The 26,766-nt window shown below is 50.8% G+C and carries 22 protein-coding genes and 1 pseudogene; 9 read left to right on the top strand and 14 right to left on the bottom strand.

The annotated features are described in order from the left end of the window. Window positions 1-38: 38 nt before the first annotated feature. Window positions 39-788: pseudogene (gene rpsB, locus IE055_RS03780) on the bottom strand (30S ribosomal protein S2); the annotation flags it as partial. Between the two features lie 293 nt (window positions 789-1,081). Here rpsB and IE055_RS03775 point away from each other — a divergent pair. Further along, window positions 1,082-2,626: a WS/DGAT/MGAT family O-acyltransferase gene (locus tag IE055_RS03775; RefSeq protein WP_189398649.1), complete on the top strand. Its 1,545-nt coding sequence runs from the start codon at window positions 1,082-1,084 to the stop codon at window positions 2,624-2,626. Window positions 2,627-2,707: 81 nt separating this feature from the next. Further along, entirely contained in the window at window positions 2,708-3,595 is an 888-nt protein-coding gene (locus IE055_RS03770; protein ID WP_189398648.1) for an alpha/beta fold hydrolase, read from the top strand. A gap of 49 nt (window positions 3,596-3,644) precedes the next feature. Here IE055_RS03770 and IE055_RS03765 read toward each other — a convergent pair whose 3' ends face one another. Next, the gene (locus IE055_RS03765) at window positions 3,645-4,454 is read right to left on the bottom strand and encodes an esterase/lipase family protein (RefSeq protein ID WP_189398647.1); all 810 of its coding nucleotides are present in this window, start codon (window positions 4,452-4,454) and stop codon (window positions 3,645-3,647) included. 149 nt (window positions 4,455-4,603) lie between these two features. On the opposite strand from IE055_RS03765, the gene map reads away from it, so the two are divergent. The 4 genes from map to dapE all read left to right on the top strand — a co-directional run bounded on the left by map (window position 4,604) and on the right by dapE (window position 10,170). Next, on the top strand, window positions 4,604-5,374 hold the full coding sequence (gene map, locus IE055_RS03760; RefSeq protein ID WP_189398646.1) for a type I methionyl aminopeptidase: 771 nt from the start codon (window positions 4,604-4,606) through the stop codon (window positions 5,372-5,374). 22 nt (window positions 5,375-5,396) lie between these two features. After that, window positions 5,397-8,084, top strand: coding sequence for a [protein-PII] uridylyltransferase (glnD, locus tag IE055_RS03755; RefSeq protein ID WP_189398645.1), 2,688 nt, complete (start codon window positions 5,397-5,399; stop codon window positions 8,082-8,084). An 89-nt stretch (window positions 8,085-8,173) separates the two neighbouring features. Continuing rightward, window positions 8,174-8,998: a 2,3,4,5-tetrahydropyridine-2,6-dicarboxylate N-succinyltransferase gene (gene dapD / locus IE055_RS03750; RefSeq protein WP_189398644.1), complete on the top strand. Its 825-nt coding sequence runs from the start codon at window positions 8,174-8,176 to the stop codon at window positions 8,996-8,998. A 20-nt stretch (window positions 8,999-9,018) separates the two neighbouring features. Then, window positions 9,019-10,170: a succinyl-diaminopimelate desuccinylase gene (dapE, locus tag IE055_RS03745; protein WP_189398643.1), complete on the top strand. Its 1,152-nt coding sequence runs from the start codon at window positions 9,019-9,021 to the stop codon at window positions 10,168-10,170. A gap of 112 nt (window positions 10,171-10,282) precedes the next feature. Here the strand turns inward: dapE and IE055_RS03740 are convergent, their stop codons facing one another. Further along, on the bottom strand, window positions 10,283-10,567 hold the full coding sequence (locus IE055_RS03740) for a hypothetical protein (protein WP_189398642.1): 285 nt from the start codon (window positions 10,565-10,567) through the stop codon (window positions 10,283-10,285). 189 nt (window positions 10,568-10,756) lie between these two features. Between IE055_RS03740 and IE055_RS03735 the strand changes: the two genes are divergently transcribed. Next, entirely contained in the window at window positions 10,757-11,704 is a 948-nt protein-coding gene (locus IE055_RS03735; RefSeq protein ID WP_189398641.1) for an alpha/beta hydrolase, read from the top strand. Between the two features lie 9 nt (window positions 11,705-11,713). Here the strand turns inward: IE055_RS03735 and purL are convergent, their stop codons facing one another. The 9 genes from purL to ilvB all read right to left on the bottom strand — a co-directional run bounded on the left by purL (window position 11,714) and on the right by ilvB (window position 23,118). After that, the gene (gene purL, locus IE055_RS03730) at window positions 11,714-15,610 is read right to left on the bottom strand and encodes a phosphoribosylformylglycinamidine synthase (RefSeq protein WP_189398640.1); all 3,897 of its coding nucleotides are present in this window, start codon (window positions 15,608-15,610) and stop codon (window positions 11,714-11,716) included. Window positions 15,611-15,741: 131 nt separating this feature from the next. After that, complete coding sequence (purC, locus tag IE055_RS03725) at window positions 15,742-16,452, bottom strand: phosphoribosylaminoimidazolesuccinocarboxamide synthase (RefSeq protein WP_189398639.1); 711 nt, start codon at window positions 16,450-16,452, stop codon at window positions 15,742-15,744. A gap of 57 nt (window positions 16,453-16,509) precedes the next feature. Then, entirely contained in the window at window positions 16,510-17,238 is a 729-nt protein-coding gene (locus IE055_RS03720) for a hypothetical protein (RefSeq protein WP_229794117.1), read from the bottom strand. 13 nt (window positions 17,239-17,251) lie between these two features. Then, complete coding sequence (gene dapA / locus IE055_RS03715; RefSeq protein WP_189398637.1) at window positions 17,252-18,133, bottom strand: 4-hydroxy-tetrahydrodipicolinate synthase; 882 nt, start codon at window positions 18,131-18,133, stop codon at window positions 17,252-17,254. Between the two features lie 51 nt (window positions 18,134-18,184). After that, window positions 18,185-18,979, bottom strand: coding sequence for a CDP-diacylglycerol--serine O-phosphatidyltransferase (gene pssA / locus IE055_RS03710; protein ID WP_189398636.1), 795 nt, complete (start codon window positions 18,977-18,979; stop codon window positions 18,185-18,187). 52 nt (window positions 18,980-19,031) lie between these two features. Next, the gene (locus IE055_RS03705) at window positions 19,032-19,682 is read right to left on the bottom strand and encodes a phosphatidylserine decarboxylase (protein ID WP_229794116.1); all 651 of its coding nucleotides are present in this window, start codon (window positions 19,680-19,682) and stop codon (window positions 19,032-19,034) included. Between the two features lie 135 nt (window positions 19,683-19,817). Further along, window positions 19,818-20,828 carry a ketol-acid reductoisomerase gene (ilvC, locus tag IE055_RS03700; RefSeq protein WP_189398635.1) on the bottom strand — a complete coding sequence of 337 codons (1,011 nt, stop codon included), beginning with the start codon at window positions 20,826-20,828 and terminating at the stop codon, window positions 19,818-19,820. A gap of 54 nt (window positions 20,829-20,882) precedes the next feature. Continuing rightward, window positions 20,883-21,374 carry an acetolactate synthase small subunit gene (ilvN, locus tag IE055_RS03695; protein WP_189398634.1) on the bottom strand — a complete coding sequence of 164 codons (492 nt, stop codon included), beginning with the start codon at window positions 21,372-21,374 and terminating at the stop codon, window positions 20,883-20,885. Window positions 21,375-21,414: 40 nt separating this feature from the next. Further along, window positions 21,415-23,118: a biosynthetic-type acetolactate synthase large subunit gene (gene ilvB / locus IE055_RS03690; RefSeq protein ID WP_189398633.1), complete on the bottom strand. Its 1,704-nt coding sequence runs from the start codon at window positions 23,116-23,118 to the stop codon at window positions 21,415-21,417. 305 nt (window positions 23,119-23,423) lie between these two features. Between ilvB and IE055_RS03685 the strand changes: the two genes are divergently transcribed. Further along, the gene (locus tag IE055_RS03685; RefSeq protein ID WP_189398632.1) at window positions 23,424-24,155 is read left to right on the top strand and encodes a UDP-2,3-diacylglucosamine diphosphatase; all 732 of its coding nucleotides are present in this window, start codon (window positions 23,424-23,426) and stop codon (window positions 24,153-24,155) included. Window position 24,156: 1 nt separating this feature from the next. On the opposite strand, the gene ftsB is transcribed toward IE055_RS03685, so the two are convergent. Then, window positions 24,157-24,459, bottom strand: coding sequence for a cell division protein FtsB (gene ftsB / locus IE055_RS03680; protein ID WP_189398631.1), 303 nt, complete (start codon window positions 24,457-24,459; stop codon window positions 24,157-24,159). A gap of 296 nt (window positions 24,460-24,755) precedes the next feature. Here ftsB and IE055_RS03675 point away from each other — a divergent pair, with 296 nt between their 5' ends. Further along, window positions 24,756-25,358: an outer membrane beta-barrel protein gene (locus IE055_RS03675; RefSeq protein WP_189398630.1), complete on the top strand. Its 603-nt coding sequence runs from the start codon at window positions 24,756-24,758 to the stop codon at window positions 25,356-25,358. Window positions 25,359-25,570: 212 nt separating this feature from the next. Here IE055_RS03675 and IE055_RS03670 read toward each other — a convergent pair whose 3' ends face one another. Next, window positions 25,571-26,761, bottom strand: coding sequence for an O-succinylhomoserine sulfhydrylase (locus IE055_RS03670; protein WP_189398629.1), 1,191 nt, complete (start codon window positions 26,759-26,761; stop codon window positions 25,571-25,573). Between the last annotated feature and the right edge of the window lie 5 nt (window positions 26,762-26,766).

The following is a 26,766-nucleotide window of genomic DNA, read 5'->3' as shown; positions in this document are numbered from 1 at the left end:
TCGACCGCTTCTGGCACGGCTTCAGCAACAGGCTCTTGAGCTTCGACGGCTTCGACAACTTCAACATACTCTTCATCGCCATCTGTCAGTGCAGATTTAATCTGCGCTGCCGCGCGTGCATTGATGATGGTTTCCGCGACGGCTTCTGAATACAAGCTGATGGCACGGATCGCATCGTCGTTACCTGGGATTACATAATCAACACCGTCTGGCGTGCAGTTTGTGTCCACCACTGCAACCACTGGAATACCCAGTTTGTTTGCTTCCTGAATCGCAATGTACTCGTTTTTCACATCAACAATAAACAAGCAATCAGGCAGACCCTGCATGTTTTTGATACCGCCCAAACTGCGCTCTAACTTGACGCGCTCACGTTCTAGGGTCAGCGACTCCTTTTTGCTCAAACGTGTGTTGGTGCCCTCGACTAACTGGGTGTCGAGCTCTTTCAAACGCTTGATTGAATTCTTTACCGTTTTGAAGTTGGTCAGCATGCCGCCCAACCAGCGATGGTTAACATACGGAGTACCTGCACGCTCAGCCGCTTCTTTAATCAGCTTACTGGCAGAACGTTTAGTACCAACCATCATCACTTGCCCACCATTACCGGCGATCTGACCGATGTAATTCATCGCGTCATTGAACATTGGGAGTGTTTCTTCCAGGTTAATGATATGGATCTTGTTGCGCTCACCGAAGATAAACGGGCGCATTTTAGGTGACCAGTAACGAGTTTGATGGCCGAAATGTACGCCTGCCTCAAGCATCTGGCGCATGGTAACGTCTGACATAATGTACTCCAAATTGTACGGGTTTAGACAAATCCGAATGATCTAGACAGTTAACCTTCTGACCCTTAAAAAAACTGAATTTTCAATTACTTACAGGCTCAGAAAGCACCCAACTGTCAGTAGTGATAATCGGATGATTTAAGTTGAGGCGCGTTTATACCACAGGGACCCGTGAATGCAAAGAATTTATGCGCTAAAAAGAGCTGTTTTGCGGACGCCAAGCAGCCACTGGAACGCAGCAACGAGGACACGGTATGATGCATGCTTTCACGTAACGTAAAGGAAGGTGTGGTGTGCAACAGCTAAGCGGTTTAGATGCGTCGTTTTTATACCTAGAAACCCCAAACTCGCCAATGCACATCGGCGGGCTAACGATTTACGATCCGAGCACAGCAAAGGATGGCAAAGTTGGCTTTAAGCAGATTCTCGCCAACGTAGCGCAGCGCGCCCATATGGTTGCTACTTTCAACAACGTGTTACTCGAAGTCCCACTCAAACTCGACCACCCGTATTGGCGCTCAGCCGGTCAATTTGATCCCGAGTTTCATATTCGACACATCGCGCTGCCCAAGCCTGGCGATTGGCGACAATTATGTATTCAAGTTGCGCGCCTACATGCACGCCCATTAGATCGAGCGCGACCCTTGTGGGAAATGTATGTAATCGAAGGACTGGACAATCTTGAAGGCTATCCATCCGGCTGCTTCGCTTTGGTGACAAAGATGCATCATGCCGCAATTGATGGTGCGTCTGGCATTGAAATTGCCGCGACCATCCATGATTTGAGCCCGGACTACAACGTAGATCAACAGATTGAGCCAGTGACTACCGACCGCAAACCAACTGCCATGGAACTCATCTGGCGCTCACAAATCAATTCGTTGAGGACCCCTCGTCGAGTATTCGAGGTCGCCAAAAACTCCGTACCCGGTTTAGCAAAGATGGCCACCGGATTAGCCCGCGGGCGACTAAAACGCATTACAGATATTCCGCGCACACGATTTAACACCAATGTATCACCACACCGCGTGGTCGAAGCCGCCGAGTTCGACCTTGACGCAATCAAAGCCATTAAGAACGCCGTGCCCGGCGTGACCGTCAACGACGTGGCAATTGCAATCTGCGGTGGTGCATTACGACGATACCTCGCCGATAAACAGGAATTACCGGAACGCTCTTTGGTTGCAATGGCACCAATCAACGTGCGCACACATGACAAACGCGGAACAGCCGGAAACCAAGTCTCTCAGATGACCGTAGAAGTAGGCAGCCAGATTGATGACCCGCTCGCGCGTCTAGATTTCGTGCATAAAAGCACACGCGCGGCAAAACAATTGACGAATGCGGTTGGCGCAAAAACCATGACCGATTACGCTCAATTCATCCCCTCCACACTGTCTGCAGCGGCAGCTCGGCTTTACAGCCAGCTCGGCATGGCCAATCGAGTTAAGCCAGCATACAACTGTGTGATTACCAACGTTCCAGGACCTCAAATTCCGCTGTATTTTACCGGCGCAAAAATGTTAAGCTCGTTCGCGCTTGGACCACCCATTGATGGCATGGGTTTATTTCACGGGCTGGGAAGTTACTGCGGCAAATTCAACATCACCATTAGTGCGTGTCGTGAGATGATGCCGGACCCGGCATTTTACGCTCGCTGCCTCAATGACGCATTTGCCGAATTACATCAAGCAACATCTGCAGATGGGGTCCGCGAAGCACAGTCCACCACCAAACAAGTACGCTCAGAAAAGAACCAAACCAAGGTCATGACCAAACGCAAGAAGAAAAGCGGCAATAAAAATAGGTCAACAACCAGCAAACCTGCTTCTAAATAACGTCCAAACCAAGAATATGCCAGGCAGACACAGGCTCCTTGAAACCGCCCCCTAAACCCTATCAGCTCTGAGTATCGAGTTATGGAAAAGTATTTAATGGCCAACGGCTTACGCTTGGCATATGAAGAATTCGGCCAACCCGCCAATCCTGCAATTGTGCTAATCATGGGACTTGGCACCCAGATGATTGCGTGGCCAGATGCCTTGTGCAATGGATTGGCTGATCGTGGCTTCCATGTTATCCGGTTTGACAATCGAGACATCGGCTTGTCACAACGTATTGAGACAAAGAAAGACACCAATGTCCTGAAGTTATTATTACGCAAGCGAGTTGGATTATCGATTCGTGTGCCGTACACACTGCGCGACATGGCGGCGGACACGGTCGGCCTGCTCGATCAACTTGAGATTGATTCGGCGCATTGGGTCGGTGCCTCTATGGGGGGAATGATTGCCCAAGTGCTGGCCGCCGAGTACCCAGAACGCAGCTTATCGCTATGTTCTATTATGTCCACCTCTGGCAATCCTGAACTACCGCAGGCGAGCTGGCGAGTCGCTAGACAACTTATCAGCCAGCCCGGCATTACCAACGAACAGGCGTTCTTGAAGCATGCACTGAAAACCTGGGCCATCATCGGCAGTCCAGATTATCCGCCGACGCAAGAAGAACTCACTGAACGCATACTGACGGCGGTCCGACGCGCCTATTCACCCAAAGGATTCGCGAACCAAATGGCAGCGATCTTGGAATCCGGTGACCGGCGGGGTCTGTTGCGTAAGATTGACGCGCCAACACTGGTCATCCACGGTAAAGCCGATGTCCTGGTGCCGGTCGAGGGCGGGATCGATACCGCGACGAATATCAAACACGCCAAACTGGAACTAATCGAGGGTATGGGGCACGATCTCCCTAAGCAATTACTGCCGAGATTTGTCGACTCGATCGATCAACATATCCAAACCATCTGACACATGTCAGGCTGAGCTGTACGGCATCTCACTAAGCCTTGAAACCGGCTCAGCTAGATACGCTGGCCGAACGGGCGTTGTGCGCCGGCACTGAGTTAACGCTTTGCTTCGGCACAGAGAACCACAGCTTATGGATTCCAGTAGCCCGAAACTTTCGCCACTGCCCTTCTGGTTGGCGTAACCTGTCCGCTAACACGTACATAACCAATGGGTTAACGCCAATACCGAGATGACTGGCTGGCACTTCGATATTTTCCGATTGTGGATGTGCGGTTTGGATTGATCCCTCCCAAGCCACAATGCCGTCAGTTTTCGAATAGATCGACGTACTCGGCACAGGCGGCGGAGATTTGAAGCTCGCTCGACGAGCATGATCTAGACTGGACGCCGCACCATTGAGTAACGTAAACAAGGCGTGCGCGCCAGAGTGGCGCGGCTCACCCGAGATCGGACTACCCAATGAAATAACACTGCGCACGCAGTCGGGGCATGCCTTAGCAACTTCGCGTGCAAATAAACCACCCAAGCTCCAGCCAATCAATGACACTTTGCGTCCTGAGTTCGACGCCACTTCACGAACCAGCGCCACCATTTCAGCCTCTAAATGTTCATCGACCCATATATTGGAACCCAATCCCCACCCATGAGATTCGTAACCCAAGCTGGTCAATAAGGCACGCATCGGCCGAGTAGACAGATCACCACCACCAAATCCAGGAAAAACAATGACTGGATGACCATCACCGCGCGGCAGGCGTTTCAACCAAGGGCGAAATGCGTAAAAACTTTGCCACTCAAACAAGGCTCTGGGCTCAGCCAGACGCCAAAAACGGAATTTTGCACGACGCAATGGACTCAATGTTTTAACCCTACTTTGACAACTTTATCCACAGCTTAACGCCACAGCCTGTTAATTTCGACAATATTTTGCTGCAAGCACATGGTTTTAGGTCATTGCGATTAGGAATTTGCTACAATCAGCCTCGAATCTAGCATCAAGAACACACCATGACTGTTTCTATAAAAACGCCCGACGAAATCCAAAAAATGCGCGTTGCTGGCCGCTTGGCGAGCGAGGTGCTTGATATGATCGAAGCGCACGTAAAACCAGGGGTAACGACAGAGGAGCTGAACACGCTCTGCCACGACTACATCGTGAATGAGCAGCAAGCGATTCCAGCGCCACTCAACTATCGAGGATTCCCAAAATCCATCTGCACTTCCGTCAACCATGTAATTTGTCATGGTATTCCTGGTGCCAAAAAACTCAAAAAAGGCGACATTATCAATATTGATGTCACCGTCATTAAAGATGGTTACCACGGCGACAACAGCCGCATGTACTACGTTGGTAAGCCCAACGTTCTTGCCAAGCGTCTGTGTGAAACAGCAAAGGAGGCCATGCTAATCGGCATTGACATGGTGAAACCCGGCGTGCGTCTTGGCGATATTGGCCACGCAATTCAAACGCATACTGAAGCCGGTAATTTTTCTGTGGTGCGCGAGTATTGCGGTCACGGCATCGGCCGTGTATTTCACGAAGAGCCACAAGTTTTACATTACGGACGCCCAGACACTGGCATGGCACTCAAGGAAGGTATGACGTTTACCATTGAGCCGATGATCAATGCAGGCAAAAAAGAAACGCGATTACTGGCGGATAACTGGACCGTCGTGACGCGCGATCATTCCTTGTCTGCACAATGGGAGCACACCATTCTGGTGACCAGTGATGGCTACGAGATTTTGACTTTATCCGACGGCGCGGTGCTGCCGTAAGCCGCCACGGCGATCACTAACGATGCACTTTGCCAAGAGCAAGTTATTTAACCGAGCCGCCTTTAAACAGGCGCTGGGTGACACCGATACGCTCCCCATCGCCCCGTTTAAAGCGGCGATTAAACGCGCACTCACTGTACTCCAGGATCACCAACTGCAAGGTGCTTCTTCATCGGATCTGGTCAACCACTTTACCTGGATGATTGATCAGCTGGTCGTGATGATCTGGGAGCACCACCGGACGCGGCTACCAAACAAGGTCACGGCGGAATTAGTTGCTGTTGGCGGATACGGCCGCGGTGAACTGCATCCCCATTCGGACGTTGATTTACTGATATTACTGGCTAAAGACCAGTATGATGATGCTGGCGAATGCGTCGAAGCCTTTCTGCGCTTTCTGTGGGATATTGGATTGGATATTGGTCACAGTGTGCGCTCTGTTAAAGACTGTGTTAAAGAAGCACGCGCCGATGTCACCATCATGACCAACTTGCTCGAGGCACGCCATCTGGCCGGGGACGCAAGTCTGTTCGAGACACTGGATCAAAAAATCCGTGCGCCACGTATGTGGTCACCCGATAAATTCTATCAAGCCAAAAAGGCCGAGCAGGATGTGCGCCATGCTCAGTATCAGGACACCGCCTACTCGCTTGAACCGAACTTAAAAGAGTCGCCCGGCGGTTTACGCGACTTGCAAACTATTCTATGGATCTATAACCGACGCTACGGCGTACGCTCGTTTCGCGACATGGCTGACCAGCAGCTCATTGACAAAGACGAGTACCGCATTTTGATTCGCGCCCGCAACATATTATGGCGCATGCGTTGTGGTCTGCATCTCATTACCCAGCGGCATGAGGATCGCCTGCTGTTCGACACACAACGAAAGCTCGCCGAGGAGTTCGGCTATCAAGATTCGCCGACGCACTTGGCAGTCGAGCAGCTAATGAAGCGCTACTACCGTACCGCGAAGCAAGTAATCTATCTCAATGAGGTGTTGCTTGCCAGCTACCGAGTGACGCACAACAAGCGCCTATCGCTGGCCGTCGGCAAGAATTTGGATAAAAATTTTGTCCTCAAGAACAAGATGATTGAGCAACGTAACAGCAACGTATTTGAGCGTGAGCCAAGCGCAATGATCAAGCTGTTCAATCTGATGCAAGAGCATAAAATCACGGTTATACACCCAGATACGATTCGTGCGATTCGTGCCAACCTGAGCCAGATAAACAACCAGTTTCGCAACGATCCTGAAACCAAGGCGTTGTTTCTGGATTTATTCAAGCACGACGGTATCGGCCTGACCAACGCGCTGGCACGCATGAATGCGTACGGCCTGCTCGGTGCCTATATCCCCTCCTTCGGCGCCATCGTGGGACAAATGCAACATGATTTATTTCATGTTTATACGGTCGACGGTCATACATTGAAAGTCATCGAAAATCTCACACGTCTACGCAAATACCCGGATGAATTCCCCATGGCGAGCCAACTGCTTGCTGACCTGTACAGACCCGAACGCCTGTTTCTCGGCGCACTGTTTCACGACATTGCCAAAGGCCGTGGTGGTGACCACTCTGTACTTGGCGAGTCTGACGCTTATGAATTCTGTATCGAGCACGGCCTGAGTGAATATGACGCCAAACTGGTTGGCTGGCTGGTACTGAAACACTTGATGATGTCGCACTTTTCGCAACGACGTGACATCTCAGATCCGGACGTCATCAAGGAGTTTGCTGATATTGTTGGCGATATCGAGCATTTGGACAATCTTTATCTATTAACCTTGGCGGATATCCGCGGCACGAGCCCAAAAGTTTGGAATGCTTGGAAGGGTCAGCTTTTACTGGAACTGTATAACGCTACCCGCAAAGCTTTGCGTCAAGGCGTCGCCAAACCGCACAACGTGCGTGAGCACGTCGAAGACGATAAACGTGCTGCATTGGAGCTAATTTCACAACAACTCGGACCTCGTCATTTTTCCGAAGATTCCGTGCAGCAGTTTTGGAGTACTTTGCCAGGCGATTACTTTGTTCGTAACGAACCGTATTACATCGCTTGGCACGCAACCAGTCTACTCACTGGGTCTGCGATTGAGATCCCACTGGTTACTACGCGCTACAGCGAGCGATTGGAAGCGAATATGTTTTTTGTGTTCGCACCTGAAACCAACAAACTTCTAACTCAGGTAACCGGTGCGTTCGACTCAATGGAACTGAATATAATAGAAGCACGCTTACAACTAAGCTCGAACGGCTTTGCGCTCTATACTTTTAACGCCACGGTGCCCGACCTGGACTCTGGTCGCGATCCGGAGTATGCGCGGTTTCTCGAAAAGCGCTTGCGCACTTTGATGTTGGATCATGACGACACCAAGTTTCAACCAAGGCAACGTTCCTCACGGGCGCTCAAACACTTCCCAATTCAGCCTCGCGTTAACTTTTTATTCAATAGCCAAAGCTATACCACAATGGAAGTTGTCGCACAGGATCAGCCAGGATTACTGCACAAAGTGGCTCGGGTATTGCGCAACCACAATATGATTTTACTCAGCGCACGCATCGCAACCTTCGGTGAGCGAGCTGAGGATATTTTCTACATCCGCCACGGAGATCACGCTCCAGTCGTGGATGACGCCATCTTGAAAACTCTGCAGCAACAGATTTGTGATGCCCTGTTAGAGGGTTCGACCACAAAAAAATCTGCTTAGACTATAAATGCACCGATTTACGGTGGTAGTCCGGCGGCGCTTGATAGATAATTCCGCCCAAAAATTTTACTAACCTTCCGCAACTCACCATGTCTGTCCAATTACAATCCACAATCAATGACGCGTTCGAGCAACGCAGCACCATTCGCCCTAACCGTGTTGATCCGCAGATCAAAGATGCGGTTGAAGCCACCATTGAACTACTCGATCGAGGAGACGCACGCGTGGCAGAAAAAATCGACGGTGAGTGGCAGGTCAATCAGTGGCTGAAGAAAGCAGTCCTGCTGTCTTTCGCAATTCGTGATAACGAGCTGATGCCAGGTGGCGAAACCAACTATTTCGATAAAGTCAGCTCTAAGTTTGCAGATTACGATGAAGCCCGTTTTCGCCAAGAAGGCTTCCGCGTGGTTCCTCCGGCTGCGGTGCGCAAAGGCTCTTACATTGCACCCGGCGTTGTTATCATGCCTGGCTACGTCAACATTGGGGCTTACGTTGACACTGGCACCATGGTTGATACCTGGGCTACCGTTGGCTCCTGCGCGCAAATCGGCAAGAACGTACACTTATCCGGAGGCGTCGGCATCGGCGGTGTGCTGGAACCGATCCAGGCAGGCCCAGTGATTATCGAAGACAATTGTTTTATCGGCGCTCGCAGCGAAGTCGTTGAAGGCGTCATCGTGGAAGAAGGTTCGGTCATTTCCATGGGTGTTTACCTCGGCCAAAGCACCAAGATTCTCGACCGCGCCACCGGTGAAATCACCTATGGCCGTATTCCAGCCGGTTCGGTTGTGGTGTCTGGGTCGATTCCGAGTGACGATAAGTCTCATAGTCTGTATTGCGCTGTTATCGTGAAGAAGGTTGACGCCAAAACACGCGCAAAAACGGGCCTAAACGAATTGTTGCGCGTCGATTAATTTACTCGGAGTTCTTTACCATGCCTCGCCAAGACGACGCTACGCTGGCACTGACTAAGCAGCTTATTGCTGCGCAATCAGTGACCCCAAATGATGCCGGTTGCCAGATGCTGATGACTGAGCGTCTCAGTGTGATTGGCTTCGAAATTGAAGCTTTGAATTTCTCCGATAAACACGGCACTGTGCAAAATTTTTGGGCGCGTCGCGGCACTGATGGTCCATGTCTCGCGTTTGCTGGGCATACCGATGTGGTACCTATAGGCGACCTAAAACGCTGGCACAGTGACCCGTTTGAGCCAACCGAGCGAGATGGCATGCTCTATGGGCGCGGTGCAGCGGATATGAAAACTTCCCTCGCAGCGTTCGTCACCGCGATAGAGCAATTTGTCACAGAGCACCCAAATCACGCGGGTTCGATTGCGCTGCTGATTACTTCCGACGAGGAAGGTCCGTCAACCTGTGGCACTGTCAAAGTGATTGAAACACTGGAAGCGCGCAACGAAAAAATTGATTATTGTCTAGTCGGTGAACCAAGCTCCACGAAGCAGCTCGGCGATGTAATCAAGAATGGACGACGGGGTTCTCTTGGTTGCGAACTCACCATTATTGGTCATCAAGGTCACGTGGCGTATCCGCATCTGGCAGACAATCCCATACATCATTGCGGTCGCGTGATCACGGCGCTGACCGAGATTGAATGGGATCAGGGCAACGAGTATTTCCCACCAACTAGCTTCCAGATTTCGAACATCGCTGGTGGCACTGGGGCGACCAATGTCATCCCCGCCACAACCACCCTGACTTTCAACCTGCGATTCTCAACGGAGATTGATGAAGAGGGTATAAAACGAAAGGTGATCTCTACGCTGGATGCGCTGGACCTTGAGTATGAGATGGAGTGGAATTTGTACGGTTTACCATTTCTAACTGAAAAAGGCAGTTTAGTGACGGCCTGCACAAAGGCAATAAAATCGGAGTGTGGTATCGATACGGTGCTTTCGACTTCGGGCGGTACCTCTGACGGTCGCTTCATTGCGCCAACTGGTGCCCAAGTGGTCGAACTTGGACCAGTCAATGAGACCATCCACAAGGTTAACGAGTGTGTTGCGCTGGAAACGCCAGCCAAGTTATCGCGAATTTATGCCGGCATCCTTCGAGAGCTACTAACATAGCACGTAAGGGTATGGTCGTTAGGTTTCGCCCAACCTATTGCGCCCCAACTCCTTGGGGCGTTGTGGAAACGAGGCGGCATGATCAAACGCTGATCACTCCAGTAACAGAGCGTCAACTTCCTTCCGCTCGATTCTCGTTCAATTCCATTGTATTCAAGCTGTCTGTGCGAAACAGGTGGAACGCCTTGCTGTTCGCAAACGCCACCGTATACCCATCGTATCGCCACAGGGTATACGTTGCATGTGTGCCGACCGGCGGTGTGGTACTGATGGGCTCACCAAGAATTTGGCGTACCTGCGCTTCACTTTTCCAACGGATTTGATTGACGTCCTGAGCTACGGCAGCGCTGGGTAAGGCGCTGCACAACAACAGACTCGCCAAAATACCGACCGGCATTGAGAGACTCTTCGAAAAGAATCCTATAACTGTTTGATTTGACACTTTAAATTTTCCTTCAAGTATTGGGTAAAAGCACATTATCAAAGAACAGTCGCAATCGCAATTGGGATATATCAAGCTTTTTGGCCCGGTTTCAGTAATAATTTAGTAGATAGTCAGTCAACCAACTCAAAACTTAGTCTAAAAATGCAATACAAGTTATTGATCTTTATCACTTTAATCATACAAGCGACAATACTATCCAGCGCCGCCTCTGCTGATCTAAGCGGCGTGATTTCAGCACCTTTGGCCGAGATGCAGTCTGGCTTGGCACAACTCGAAGCCAACCATTCCGACATTGTCGAAAATACCGAGAAGCACATTCGGTTTTACGCAGAGACACAACAAACAGATTTCGCCATCGTGTACCTGCATGGGTTTTCAGCGACGCGAATGGAGCTACACCCGTTAGTTGATCGACTGGCTGACGCGTTACAGGCAAACGTATTTTATACTCGCCTCACGGGACATGGTCGAAGCCAAGATGCCATGCTTGACGGTTCGGTGGCGGCTTGGAAACAAGACACTGAGGAAGCACTGGCGCTAGCGCAACGTTTAGGCAGAAAAATCATTGTCATCGGCACCTCGACTGGCGGCACGCTCGCCACTTGGCTGAATGCGAACATCAGCGACGCCGATGCCCCATTTGCCACGATTCTCATCTCACCCAATTTCGCCGTTAAGAGTCGCAGTTCCGAACTGCTGCAATGGCGCTTGGGTCGCTGGCTTGTGAAAATACTCAAAGGTGACTATTACTCATTCACACCACACAATGAATTTCACGCTAAGTATTGGACTGAACGCTACCCCATCGACGCAATTGCGCCGATGTTGGACTTGGTAGACGAGGTAGCCGAAATTGACAAGCAGCGAATCACCACGCCACATATGATCGTGTATTCACCACAAGATCATGTGATCGACGTCAGCAAAATCATTGAATTTGCTGACGCACTGGGTAGCGAACAAACCGTCGTGTTGCCGTTCACCCAATCCAAAGACCCGGCCCAACATGTCCTGGTCGGAGACGCCAGTTCACCGAACGAAGTCGACCTACTACTCAATGCAATAAGCGAGTTTATCCGCGCTCTATAGCCTATAAGGCTAGTCCAACCAAGCACGCGCGTTACGGAACATACGCATCCATGGGCCGTACTCGCCCCAGCGCGCATCGCGCCACGAGTTCGTGACTGTGCGGAAAATGCGTTCTGGGTGCGGCATCATAATCGTGACTCGTCCGTCATCATTACTTAATCCAGCGATCCCCTGCGGCGAACCGTTGGGATTCGACGGGTATGTTTGGGTAGCATGACCACGATAATCAATGTAACGCATTGCCACATTGCGCGCGGATACCCCATCAGCAAATTCTGCACGACCCTCACCGTGAGCAACGACCACTGGTAACTGCGAGCCCTGCATACCGGCCATAAATATCGACTGTGTATCAGCGGGAATATCGGCTTGCACCAAACGTGCCTCAAATTGCTCAGAAGCGTTTTTCACGAAATGCGGCCATGCGTCTGCGCCGGGGATAATTTCTTTCAAATTCGACATCATCTGACAACCATTGCACACACCCAGTGCAAAGGCGTCTGTGCGTGCAAAATAGGCACTGAAGGCATCACGCAAATGCGCATTAAACAGAATTGATTTGGCCCAGCCCTCACCAGCACCGAGCACATCACCATACGAGAAGCCGCCACACGCGACCAGCCCTTTGAATTCCTCCAAGCTAACTCTGCCTTCGTGCAAATCACTCATGGTAACGTCAATTGCAGAGAAACCGGCTTGCGTGAATGCCGCCGCCATTTCGATATGTCCGTTGACGCCCTGCTCTCGAAGCACCGCAATGCGCGGCTTACTGCCACCGACATACGGCGCACAAATATCGTGATTTGGATCGAAGCTCAGGTTTGCAAACAAACCGGTATCCTCGGTATCTAAAAGCCGATCATACTCTTGCTGTGCACACTCTGGGTTGTCACGCAACGCTTGCATCGCATGACTGGTTGCAGACCAGACGCGATGCAGTGCCTTACGGTCGGCATTAAGCCGTTCCTGCCCCGAAACATGCACTGAAATCCGGCCGTTCGTATCTGGCACTGCAACACGGGTTAATGCGGCTTCAATACCATGTTCTCTCAACACCGCGTGCACCGCGGCCAGATTCTGTGATTGAATCTGCACCAAAACACCCAACTCTTCATTAAACAGCTGAGCTAGCGCAGCCTCCGGCGCGCAATCCAACTCGATGTGCATTCCGCTACGACTGGCAAACGCCATTTCACATAACGCAGTCAACATACCGCCATCTGAGCGATCGTGGTATGCACTCAGCAAGCCATCAGCAACCAGTTGCTGGATAGCAAGCAGCCCATTCTTAAGTAATCCAGGGTCGTTGACGTCGGGCGTTTCAGTACCAACCTGACGATAAACCTGAGCCAAAATCGAACACGCTAGACGTTGTTGACCGCCAGACAAATCCAACAAGTAAATCGCAGCATCTGGGGCCTGATCCAACACCGGCGTCAACACCTTGTGCACATTCGATACCGGGGCGAAAGCGCTGATCACACATGAGACTGGCGCAGTTACACTGTGTTGTTGTCCGCGATCGTCTTGCCACACACTCTTCATCGACATGGAGTCCTTGCCAACCGGAATCGCAATACCAAGCTGTGGACATAGCTCCATACCGACTGCTTTCACGGTGGCATAGAGCGCCGCATCATCGCCCTCATGCCCCGCCGCGGCCATCCAGTTAGCGGATAGTTTTACCTCGGATAAATCTCGCAGGTTGGCAGCACACAGGTTCGTCAGCGCTTCGCCGATGGCCATCCGACCACTGGCAGGCGCGTTTACCGATGCCAAGGGGGTACGTTCGCCCATCGCCATTGCTTCACCACTGACCCCAGTATACGCCGACGTAGTGACCGCAACATCGGCTACCGGCACCTGCCATGGGCCCACCATTTGATCTCGTGCAATCATGCCCCCAACACTGCGATCACCAATGGTGATCAAAAACGTTTTATCCGCCACAGTTGGGCATGCCAAGACACGTTCTAGCGCCTCAGCCAGGTCGACTTCATCGAGCGACAATGCCGGCGCGTGGCGCTCCGCAGTAGCGACATCTCGCAGCATTTTCGGCGGTTTACCGAACAACGTTGCCATTGGCAAATCAATTGGTTTTTTCTGACGCTCTGTCCCCTCTGAAAAATGTGGATCATCCAGGACAAGTACTTCATCGTCTGTGGCTTGACCAACCACGCAATATAAACAGCGCTCACGCTGACAAATTGCTTCAAATTCAGCCAGGCGTTCTGGCGCCACCGCCAATGTGTAGCGCTCCTGCGCTTCATTGCACCAGATCTGCATTGGTGACATACCCGGTTCATCATTCAACACCTTGCGCAAGTCAAAGCGACCACCACGACCAGCATCACCGACAAGTTCAGGCAAGGCGTTACACAAACCACCGGCGCCAATATCGTGAATTGAAATAATCGGATTATGTTCATCCATCGCCCAGCAAGTGTCGATAACCTCCTGACAGCGGCGTTGCATTTCGGGATTACCACGTTGTACGGAGGCAAAATCCAGTTGTTCACTGCTTTCACCTGAAGCCACACTGGAAGCAGCACCACCGCCCAGACCGATCAGCATCGCCGGACCACCAAGAACCACGATATATGCGCCGTCAGGGATGATGTTTTTCTCAACATGCTGTGCACGTATGTTTCCAAGTCCACCAGCCAACATGATTGGTTTATGGTAACCGCGTACATCTTCCGCCGATGAAATCGACTGCTCATACGTTCTAAAGTAGCCAGCGATATTTGGCCGCCCGAACTCATTATTAAACGACGCTCCGCCGATCGGGCCTTCCAGCATGATCTGTAAAGGCGATGCAATTCGTGCCGGTTTATTTTCCGGTGTCTCCCAGGGTTGCGGCAGACTCGGTAAACGCAGGTTCGAGACTGAATAGCCAGACAGGCCCGCCTTAGGTTTTGACCCACGACCGGTTGCGCCCTCATCACGAATCTCCCCGCCGGACCCGGTGGCTGCACCTGGAAATGGGGATATAGCCGTCGGGTGATTGTGTGTTTCCACCTTACACAAAATGTGAATAGGCTCATCCGACGTGCCGTACTCGTGTGACGCTGGATCGGCAAAGAATCGAGCCGCAGTACTGCCCTCGAGGACCGACGAATTGTCGGAATAGGCAACCAGCGTGCCACGACTATTTTGTCTATGTGTTTCGCGAATCATGCGAAACAAAGAATGTGCCTGTTGCTCGCCATCGATTATCCAGTCAGCGTTAAAAATCTTGTGCCGACAGTGCTCCGAATTAACCTGTGCGAACATCATCAACTCAACGTCAGTCGGATTCTTTTTCAACTGCGTATATTGCGTAACCAAATAGTCGATTTCATCATCGGATAACGCCAGCCCTAATTCTGTGTTCGCTGACTCCAATGCGGTTCGCCCTTCCGACAACAAAGGCACTTCAAAGAGGCTTTTTGGTGCTTCGGCTTTAAACAATGCATTTGCGTCATCAATCTGCTGTAACACCGATTCCGTCATCGGATCGTGCAACGCCGCAGCGATATGCGCCACCTCTGCACTCGAAAACTCGCAGCTGGATTGTATATAGAACCCGATTCCACGCTCGATTCGTGCGATATCACGAAGGCCACAATGATGCGCAATATCCGTCGCCTTAGTTGACCATGGAGAGATCGTACCGATACGTGGAACTACAAACACTCTCTGACCTTGATGTTCTATCTCAGGGCCGCTCGGACCATAGGCGAGTATCCGTTCTAATGTCTGCATGCTGGGCGTATCTAACGATTCGACACCCGGTTTCAAACACACCAAATGCTGGTATTCAGACTGAATAGACTGCAATGCAGGAACGCGTTGCTGTAAGTCAGCCACAATTTTTTGAATTCGAAAGCTGGAAAGCGCTTGGCCGCCACGGAGTCGCAACATGGTAATTTCCATCGGTAGAGATTAAATTTTCAGTCAGGATCAAAAGTCAAACGCCAGACTGCTTGGCCCGCAGTCTGGCGTTTATTTGTTTATGCATAGCCTTGTTTAGGCAATGGTGACAGCAGCGGGCGTCAAATCTGCAACCCCAGACGCTTAGCCACTTCTTCATACGCTTCGACGACGCCGCCGAGGCCTTTGCGGAAGCGGTCTTTGTCAAGTTTCTCACGCGATTCAGCATCCCAGATTCGGCAACCATCTGGCGAGAACTCGTCCCCCAAATACAAGGTGTCACCTTGACGGCCAAACTCCAGCTTGAAATCGACCAGAGTCATCCCTGCATCAGCAAATAGCTTGGACAAAATCTGGTTTACCTGCAGCGTGGTTTTCTTCATCTGCTCAATATCGGCCTGACTTGCCCAGCCAAACGTAGCTATATGAGACTCGTTGATCATCGGGTCATGTAGGGCATCGTTCTTGAGAAAAAACTCAAACGTCGATGGATTTAACACCAACCCATCGTCAACACCAAGGCGGCGGCAAATCGACCCAGAAGCAATATTTCGCACCACGCACTCAACCGGAATCATGTCGAGCTTACGTACCAGTGAATCGGTCTCTGACAGGACTTTTAGAAAGTGCGTGGTAACACCGTTGGCTTCAAGGTGCTGCATGATGAATGCATTGAACTTATTGTTGACCATACCTTTGCGGTCAAGCTGTGCCACTTTTTCACCGTCGAACGCCGAAGTGTCATTTCTAAAATGCAAGATCAGCGCGTCGTCTTGCTCAGACGCAAACACTGATTTGGCCTTGCCACTGTAAAGTTCTTCACCACGTTGCATAAATCTATCTCACTTCAACTGTCACTGGTCGTCGTAACGTAGGGAGTCCGGCGTTACTTATAGGTTATTTAATATTCGAGCAAAGATCTTGTTGCTGCTCTCCGCGGGCACCACAACCCCCGCACGGTTTAATACGGTCACCGCCGTTTGACCTTTTTCTTCCACGGTTTGTAGACCACAATACTCGCTTGGTTCGGTCTTGTCGCGCGTAAAAATAGACCATCCGCCGCGCTTCTGAACACGCACTGCTTGTTCAGGGATGTCGGTACAGCCGATCGCGAATCGGCCGGCAGTTTCGTTGCGAGAAAAAATGGTGACATCTGACTTTTGCAAGTTTGCCGCCAGGTACGCCCAAGCTTCAGTGAGGGGCGCATCGATTAGAAGCTTGGAACGGCCGTCTCGCGTTTCAACCACCCGAGCCGTCAATGTGCGTTGCGGGGCTTGCGACACTGGCTCTGAGACCGGTGCAGCTTGCACCGCTACAGCAGGCTCTTCCGGCTCGGTAATGACCACATCTTCAGGCATCTCAGGCTCGTCGTCCAAAACGGGTTCACTGGCTGGCGAACCGGAAGGTTTGATCAACGGCGGCAAGGCGCGCGCTGACTGATACTCCGCGCTGTCGTCCACAGTCTGGATGATCCGCTTATTGTTGCAGCCAGTCAGTAGACAGGCCGCTATCAAGCTGAGCATGATCCAACGGGCTGCGCTGAAGAGTGTGAGACCCGACGCCTTAGCATCTAAAGCGAGCGTTTTGTGCCTGTTTTGTTGCTGAATTACATTCATCATTATATTGGTTTTCTTAGAGTGAAATACCCGCTTCTGTCATCGCGACCGCGACAGCGTGTTCGTGTTTGGCACTTAACGGTGTCAACGGTAAACGCAAGGCGTTCGCAGTATAGCCCATTTTTGACACGGCGTACTTAACCGGAATAGGATTTGATTCCAAAAACAGATCACGGTGCAATCCACGTAGTTTTTCATCGTATTGCTCCGCAGCCGCGAAATCGCCCGTCAATCCAGCAGCGCACATTTTGCTCATCAATCCCGGCGCGACGTTTGCAGTTACAGAAATATCTCCACGTGCGCCGAGTTTGATGTACTCCAAAGCCGTAGCGTCATCGCCAGACAAAATTGTTAATCGGTCCCCGCACAGATCCACCAACGCCTTGCCACGCATTAAATCACCGGTTGCGTCTTTGCAACCAACGATATTGTCAATATCAGCGAGTCGAGCAACCGTCTCGTTATGCAGGTCTGCGACGGTCCGTCCTGGCACGTTATACAGCAGCTGCGCGATCGGTACAGAGTCTGCAATTTTTTTGTAGTGCAGATACAGGCCTTCCTGCGTAGGCTTATTGTAGTACGGCACCACTAACAGAGCCGCATCCGCGCCTAAGCGTTCCGCATGCTTGGTTAAATGCACCGCTTCCTGTGTTGAGTTTGCACCCGTTCCGGCAATCACCGGGATACGCTTATTCACGCACTTAATAGTGTGTTCAATTACCGACAAATGTTCGTCGACCGTTAGAGTCGCAGATTCACCCGTGGTCCCAACCGCAACAATGCCATCGGTACCCTCAGCAATGTGAAACTCAATAAGACGGGTCAGTGCAGCAAAATCCACACTGCCATCAGCCTGCATCGGCGTTATTAAAGCAACAATGCTGCCTTCTAGCTTCATTAGTTCGTATAATCCGTAGGTTTCAAGATATCTAAAACGGGAACGCAGAGCTTACTCTTCTTCTGCATCCTCGGACGGGTGTTTAAATTTGTTTAATACGTAAAAAAGCGCGCCACTGAGCATATAGCCGAGACCGAACAACAGGAACGCCATCGGTGGATCCCAGTAAATTAAGGCGAAGATCATGACACCGATGATCAGACCGACAAAGGGCATTTGATCGCGGAAGTTTGCATCTTTAAATGAACGGTATTTGATATTGCTAACCATCGCGAGGGCAGTTGCCAGCATCACCACGGCGAGCAGCCCCGAAATGGCCGACACATCGATATCATAATCCACGGACACCCAGACAATTGAGGCCATGATGGCGGCCGCACCAGGACTGGGCATACCGGTAAAATAGGCTTTATCTGAACTCGCCACCACATTGAATCGTGCCAGACGCAAGGCCGCACAGGCGATATAAACAAAGGTAACCAGACTACCAAAACGCCCCAACTCCGACAGCGCAAATTCAAACAACACCATTGCTGGCGCGACCCCAAAGGAAACCATGTCCGACAGACTGTCATACTCAGAACCGAATGCACTCTGAGTATTGGTAAGACGCGCTAGCCGACCATCCAAGATATCCATAACCATGGCCGCATAGATGGCCAATGACGCGGCTTCAAAGTGCCCAAGCCGCGCTTGCATAATCGCGTAAAAACCAGCAAACAACCCTGCTGTCGTAAATAGGTTGGGCAACACATAGATGCCCTTAGCGGGTTTAGCACGGTTCTCGAACTGATCAGACTCCGATTCCGGCTCAACTGACGTAAGTTTAGGCTGCTTTGAACTCATGCCCGCGATTATACAAGCTCAAAGCAGGAAATGGACATGATTTTATTCGCGCTTACGCCGTGAAGCTGCCAAGAATCGATGTGCCTGAACTGACATTATCGCCCAGTTTCACCGCAGCAGAGAATTCGACCGGCAAGAACAAGTCAACCCGACTTCCAAAACGGATATACCCGTAGCGCTGCCCCTGCTCCAGAGAATCGCCTTGTTTGACATAACATAGTATTCGACGCGCAACCAATCCGGCCACCTGCACGGAGATCACGTCACGGCCTTCTGCGGTTTGCAACCAAATAGCATTGCGCTCGTTTTGCTCTGATGCTTTATCAAACGCGGCATTCACAAACAAACCGGGATGATACCAAACCTTCTTAACCGTGCCCGCGACGGGTGCGCGATTCGAGTGCACCGAGAAGACATTCATGAAAACGCTGATCTTAAACGCCTTACGATCTAGATACGGGTCATCCACCACACCAGTAAAAATAACCTTGCCGTCGGCCGGTGATATCAGCGCATTGTCTTGTTCTGGAATTTGACGATGCGGATCGCGAAAGAACTGCAACACGAACAGAAAAATTACCCAGAACAGAATCGCCACATACCATGGGAAAACCGCACTGGTCACAATTGCCGCAAACAGAGTCAGCGCGAGATAAAACCACCCTTCCCGGGCCAGGATCGGGTGTGAGTCGATCAGTTTCATAGTGTTCTACCTTTTAGAGAGAAGGCGGCAAACAGCCAGCCCAAAAAACCAGACGGCGTACTGAAGACTGCTTCAGTACGCCGCACACAGCATAGATGCCCAGAGCCTATCATACTCAGGCAAATTAACTTGGATTTAGTTCTTATCTTTATCGATGATTTTTTGAATCCAAGGCATCATCTCACGCAGCTTCTCACCGGTTTTCTCGATCGGATGCGCTGCGTTATTGCGACGCCACGCTGTCATCATTGGATAGTTCAGCGCGCCCTCAGAGATAAACTGCTTGGCGTACTCACCGTTTTGAATGTTTTTCAAACAGGCACGCATTGCCTCACGCGACTGCTCGTTGATCACTTTCGGACCCGTCACATACTCACCGAACTCCGCATTGTTTGAGATCGAGTAGTTCATGTTGGCGATACCACCTTCATACATCAAGTCAACGATCAGCTTCAATTCATGCAGGCACTCAAAATACGCCATCTCCGGCGCGTAACCCGCCTCAGTCAGGGTTTCAAAGCCCATTTTAACTAACTCGACTGCACCACCGCATAATACCGCTTGCTCGCCGAACAGATCGGTTTCAGTTTCATCTTTGAATGTTGTTTCGATGATGCCAGTACGGCCACCACCGATTGCCGACGCATAGGATAACGCCACCTCTTTTGCGTTCCCACTGGCATTCTGGAACACAGCAATTAGATCTGGAATCCCACCACCATTAACGAACTCATTGCGCACCGTATGACCTGGCGCCTTTGGCGCGATCATGATGACGTCCAAGTCCGTGCGCGGCACAACCTGATTGTAATGAATCGCGAATCCGTGTGCGAAAGCAAGAATTGCACCCTGTTGCAAGTTAGGCTCGATCTCTTCTGCATACAGTTTTGATTGGAACTCGTCTGGCGTCAGGACCATCACCAAGTCTGCGGCGGCAACCGCCTCAGGCACCGTGTTCACTTTGAGGCCATGTGCTTCGGCTTTTTTAATTGAAGACGAACCAGGACGCAGTCCGACAGTGACATCGACACCAGAGTCCTGCAGATTGCAGGCGTGCGCATGGCCCTGTGAGCCATAGCCAAGAATGGCTACTTTTTTGCCACGGATTATCGAGAGATCACAGTCCTTATCGTAATAAACTTGCATGATTAAACCTATATTGCTTGTCAGCGTAAACGTTGAAAATTTTGTCTTGTGGCGCTATACCGTCAGCGCGCCTTCACTGGAAGATAAACCGGTCACGCCTGAGCGCGCGATTTCGATGATTTGAACCCCGGACAAGCTGTTCAGTAGCTCGTCAATTTTTTCGCTACTGCCACTCATCTCAATGATCGATTGTGACGCAGACACGTCAATCAACGAACCATTGAAGGCAGCGACAACACGATCCAAATCCGTTTTCTGCTCAGGTGTCACGACCACCTTTGCCAGGATAACCTCGCGCTCCAGGTGGCCACTAACGGTAATGTCTTCCAAAGCAGCAACATCCACCAACTTGTTTAGCTGCTTTTCGATCTGATCAATTTTGCGATCATCGCCGACTGTCACAATGGTCATGCGTGACAACGTTGGGTCATTGGTCGGCGCTACCGTTAATGACTCAATATTGTAACCACGCGCGGAGAATAAGCCAGACACGCGTGATAACGCGCCGGATTCGTTTTCAAGAAGTACCGAGATAATGTGTCGCATACGAGTTCCTACTAGATTTGGTCAGTTGCTAGTGACGCAACTATTTGGCCGGACGAAGACGCATTTCGTGGTGGTTTTTACCTGCCTCGATCATGGGGTATACGTTCTCCTCACGATCCGTAATAAAGTCCAAAAACACCAGTCGATCTTTCAATGCAAAGGCTTCTTTTAATGCGCCCTCGACATCACTTGGCTGCGTGATCTGCATACCAACATGCCCGTAAGCTTCAGATAAAGCGACAAAATCAGGCAGCGAATCCATGTACGAGTTCGAATAGCGTTTCTCGTAGCTGAATTCCTGCCATTGACGCACCATCCCTAGATAACGGTTGTTCAGGTTAATGATCTTGACTGGCAGGTCATATTGCTTACAGGTCGCCATTTCCTGAATACACATTTGAATGCTGCCCTCACCGGTGATACACGCTACGTCAGCGTCACGGTGGGCAAATTTCACACCCATGGCCGCCGGCAAACCAAACCCCATGGTGCCAAGACCACCAGAGTTGATCCACTTGTGCGTATCAGAAAAACCGTAGAACTGCGCGGCAAACATCTGATGTTGGCCAACATCGGATGTCACGTAAGCTTCGCCACCAGTGACCTCGTGCAGTTTTTGAACCACAAATTGTGGTTTGATCACCGTATCACTCTGTTCGTACCACAGACTATCCAGTCCGCGCCACTCATTAATTTGTCGCCACCAGGCTTTGGTTAGCTCAGGATTAATATCGTTTTTGCGACGCTGCAGCTCTCGATTGAACTGCGTGAGCACCTGCTTGACATCACTCACGATAGCGATGTCAGCTTTGATGTTTTTATCGATCACCGATGGATCAATATCAACATGCAGAATTTTTGCACCGGGTGCAAAATCATCCAACGCACCGGTAATACGATCATCAAAGCGCGCACCGAGCGCAACAATCAGGTCAGCCTCATGCATCGCCATGTTCGCTTCGTAGGTGCCGTGCATACCCAACATACCCAAAAATAAAGGGTCATCATGAGGATAAGCGCCCAACCCCATCAACGTATTTGTGCAAGGGAACCCAAGCGTACGGACAAAATCACGTAACTCGGCCTGTGCTTTGGCTAGCACGACACCACCGCCGGTATAAACAACCGGTTTCTTAGCATTCAGAATCGCTTCAACCGCACCAACAATCTCCGCCGGACGTGCCGACGGCACCGGCGGGTAGGAACGCATAGTTAGCGACTCAGGGTAAATAAACTCAGCAACGTGCGCTGTAATGTCTTTCGGAATATCCACCAACACCGGCCCCGGACGACCAGAGGTTGCGATGTGGAATGCCTTTTTGATGGTCGACGCGATATCTTCCACATTTTGAATCAAAAAGTTGTGCTTCACACAGGGTCGGCTGATACCAACGGCATCAATCTCCTGAAACGCATCATACCCGATCAGCGGTGCCATCACCTGGCCCGACAACACCACCATCGGTATCGAATCCATGTAGGCGGTCGCGATTCCGGTAATCGCATTAGTAATGCCTGGACCCGACGTAACCAGCACCACACCGGGCAGACCTGTCGCGCGCGCATAACCATCTGCGGCATGTGTGGCGCCCTGCTCATGGCGCACCAGTATGTGCTGCACATCATCTTGTCGATGAAACGCATCGTAAATATGCAGCGCGGCACCGCCCGGGTACCCGAATACATAATCTACGCCTTCTTGTTTAAGGCTTTGGACAACAATATCTGCGCCGGTTAACTGCACCGTAGTCTCCGTCTATTAGATCAGCTGGTTTGGTTGTCTGTGCTGAAGCGGCACGTATGACTTCCAAAGAAAAAGGCCCGCTGGCGGGCGCTTTGGTCGAGCGAGAAATTATAAACGCAGAGGGATTAAACGCAACGGCCAATTCGGCTTTTTTCCAGTGTTTTCGCGGCCTTGCAAACACTTAAACCGTTGAATGTTAGGCATTTCGTAAATTTAGCAATGTAAAACATTCATCAAGATGATAGCTCACAGCACAAAATACTGCAGGATTGCCCTTTGCCGACAAGCTCGCATACAATACACGGATGCATACTTACTTCCTCTCTGACCTGCATTTGACGCCGGAAAGGCCAGAGCTAATTTCGGCGTATTTACACTTTTTGTCCTCACTCGCACCAACCGCAGAGCGCGTCTATGTGCTGGGGGATTTATTCGAATTCTGGATCGGCGATGACGCCGCCAGCATGCTCGGCGCGGATCCACTGCTGGACGCCATGAAACAGCTCAGCCAGCACACAGCATGTTATTTCATCGCAGGTAATCGAGACTTCTTGGTACGGGACACATTTACCCAACGTACTGGGTTTGAGATTCTACCTGATGAAAGCGTCATTGATCTGTATGGCACGCCAACACTGCTTCTGCACGGCGACAGCTTGTGCACCGATGATGTGGCGCATCAGGCGTTTCGGCAACAAATGATGACTAATCGCCCATTCTGCGATGCCTTTCTGACTCTTTCCATCCCAGAACGTATCGCCAAAGCCAAAGAAGCACGCATGCAGAGCCATGAACATAAAGCCGAAGTCAGCATGTCAATCATGGATGTCACCGAATCAGCGGTACTGAAAACCTTTGAACAGCATGCCGTTACGCAGATGATCCACGGCCATACGCACCGCCAAAATATCCATCGCTATGCTGGCGCAGATGGCGGCCAACTAACACGTTATGTGCTGGGAGACTGGGACAAAACCAGCAGCATTCTTCGAGCCGATGCCAACGGCCTACACATCGACAACCAGAGTATCGCGTGATTCAGGGCTGTGAATCGGCGGTGTTATCTGACGCGTGTGGAATCACTCGGTAAAAGGTTTCGCCGTCCTTGATAAACCCAAGCTGACTCCGCGCACGCTCTTCGAGTGCTTCACGCCCTTCTTTCAACTCCTTGACCTCGGCATGCAACGCTTCATTTCGTTGACTAAGTTCGTCGTTACGTGCACGCTCTTGCGCGATGGTATTTTGCAGTGACCATAACTGAAATACACCGTGACCGCCAAACCATAATTTGGCCTGTAGGTAGATCAACAGAATAAACAGCATACTGGCAAGAATCCTCATGCGCGCGATTCTACAATGTGCGAGGCCTCGCACCAAGCCGTATTACACGATAGACAGGCCGAATTAATCCTAGAAACAACTTCTTAAATTACCCAAAGGAATATACTCAAATCATTGAAGTGTAACGTTTTTTATTATAAGGTTTAGCCTCATACAAACCGATTCAGATCGGCCTAACCGTAAAATCTGTGTCATCCGTGGATCAATTGTAGGATTCTCCCCTGCTGTAGACCTCGGTTTGTCGACCCGTTTGACACATTCAGACCCGACTAGATGAAAGAGGGAGTGATACAAAAATGAAAAAATTAAATCTCATAAGCAGTCTCGCTGCGATTGCGTGCCTGGCTACCAGCGCGCCAGCGTTTGCTGCCGATGACGCAGATGGGCCTTTCTTCGGCAAAAAGGCACCAGGCAAATGGATAGTTGGCGCCAAATACGTCAATGTCGACCCGAATGTTGCGGACACCAAAGATGCCGATGGCGTTGGCATCGTTCTGGGTTATGAATTTGCTACCAGCGTTGGCCAAGGTACGTCCAGCTTTGAAATCGAATACATTAATGCGGACGAAGGTGAAGTTTCTGTGGTGAACAATCTCGCCCTCGTACCAGCAAGACCAGATGCATTTGGCACCTATGAAGCCGACATCATTAACGCTTATTTTACCTATCGCTCGCCAGGCGCTCTGTTTTACAAGCTCAAAGGCGGTCTATCGTATGTTGATCTGAACATCGCGCCGGTCAGCCTGCTAGACCGTGACTATGAAGATGTCTCGATCGCCGTCGGTGTTGGTATCGGCTATCGCATCAATGAGTTAGGTATTATCGAAGTTGAATATACCCAAGATTCCGGCGACGCAGATGTCGGCACTCTGGGTGTGAATGCCCTACTGACATTCTAGTATTTGTCGCCAAAGTTATCGCGCTGAACTCTAACAACCAACCTAGCAGCCTTCGTGATTTATTGATTCAGTTTTCATGAAGCACGATAAATAGCGATAACAAAGCTAAGACCGTGAGCTCCGCCAAGCACATGCTTTGCGGGGCTTTTTTTTAACTGCGATAAGAGGCAATACTGGCGAGACAAGGTCGTGCAACCTTGTTAGCGTGCAAATCAGAGGCTTGGCAAACGAATATCTTCGATAATGTCGAGCGGGTCTTCCAAACCAACCGCAATTCGGATTAGTCCTTCCGTTATGCCAGCGGCAGCTTTATCTTCCTCGGACCAGCGCGCATGCGTCGTAGTGTATGGGTGCGTGATTGTGGTTCGCGTATCACCCAGGTTCGCGGTAATTGACAACAACTGTGTTTGATCAATAATGCGCCAAGCAGCATCTCGACCGCCATTGACCTCGAACGACACCACCGCACCGCCCTTACCCTGCTGTTGCATTGCCAGCGCATGTTGCGGATGACTGGTCAAACCAGGGTAATAGACATTGGCGACCCCTTTGTGTGTGTAGAGATAGTCAGCCAATTGAGCCGCGTTATCACAGGCTTGGTTTACCCGCAGCGCCAGCGTCTCCAAACCTTTTGCAAACGTCCATGCATTAAACGGACTCATCGACGGACCGGCTGTTCGCATAAACCCAAGCACTGATTCACCAACAAAGGACTGGTCACCGACAACTGCCCCTCCAACGCATCGACCTTGCCCATCAATAAACTTGGTGGCCGAGTGTAATACAACGTCGGCGCCTAAGCTTAGCGGCTGTTGTAGCACCGGAGTACAGAAGCAATTGTCGACTACCACCTTAATGTTCGGGTCATAGTCATGCACCAGATTTGAAATCGCAGCAATATCCGCAATTTCCATTAACGGATTGGTCGGCGTTTCAAAAAACACCATGCGTGTTTTATCAGTCAGTGCGGCCCGCCATGCGGCAAGGTCGCTCAGATCCACAAACGTGGTCGTAACACCGAACTTTGCCAGCAAACCACTCAACAATATCTGACTCGCACCAAAGATCGAGCGTGCCGAGACTACGTGATCCCCTGCACTCAAGGCTGACATGCACACCGCCAACATAGCAGACATGCCCGAGGCTGTGGCGACACAAGACTCACCGCCCTCCAGCGCGGCCAGACGTTCTTCGAAAACGCGTACCGTGGGGTTGGTGAAACGTGAGTAAATATTCCCAGGCTCTTCATACGAGAACCGAGCCGCACATTGGGCAGCTGAATCGAACACAAAGCTCGATGTCGTATAAATCGGCTCGCTATGCTCGCCTTCTGAACCGCGTAACTGTCCCACTCTGACAGCTTGGGTGGCGGGCCGGTAATCTTTGAGTGCTTTTTTCACCATGTTCT

This window comes from Arenicella chitinivorans (assembly GCF_014651515.1).
GTDB classification, from domain to species: domain Bacteria; phylum Pseudomonadota; class Gammaproteobacteria; order Arenicellales; family Arenicellaceae; genus Arenicella; species Arenicella chitinivorans.
This window is presented reverse-complemented; position numbering and strand designations above follow the sequence as displayed.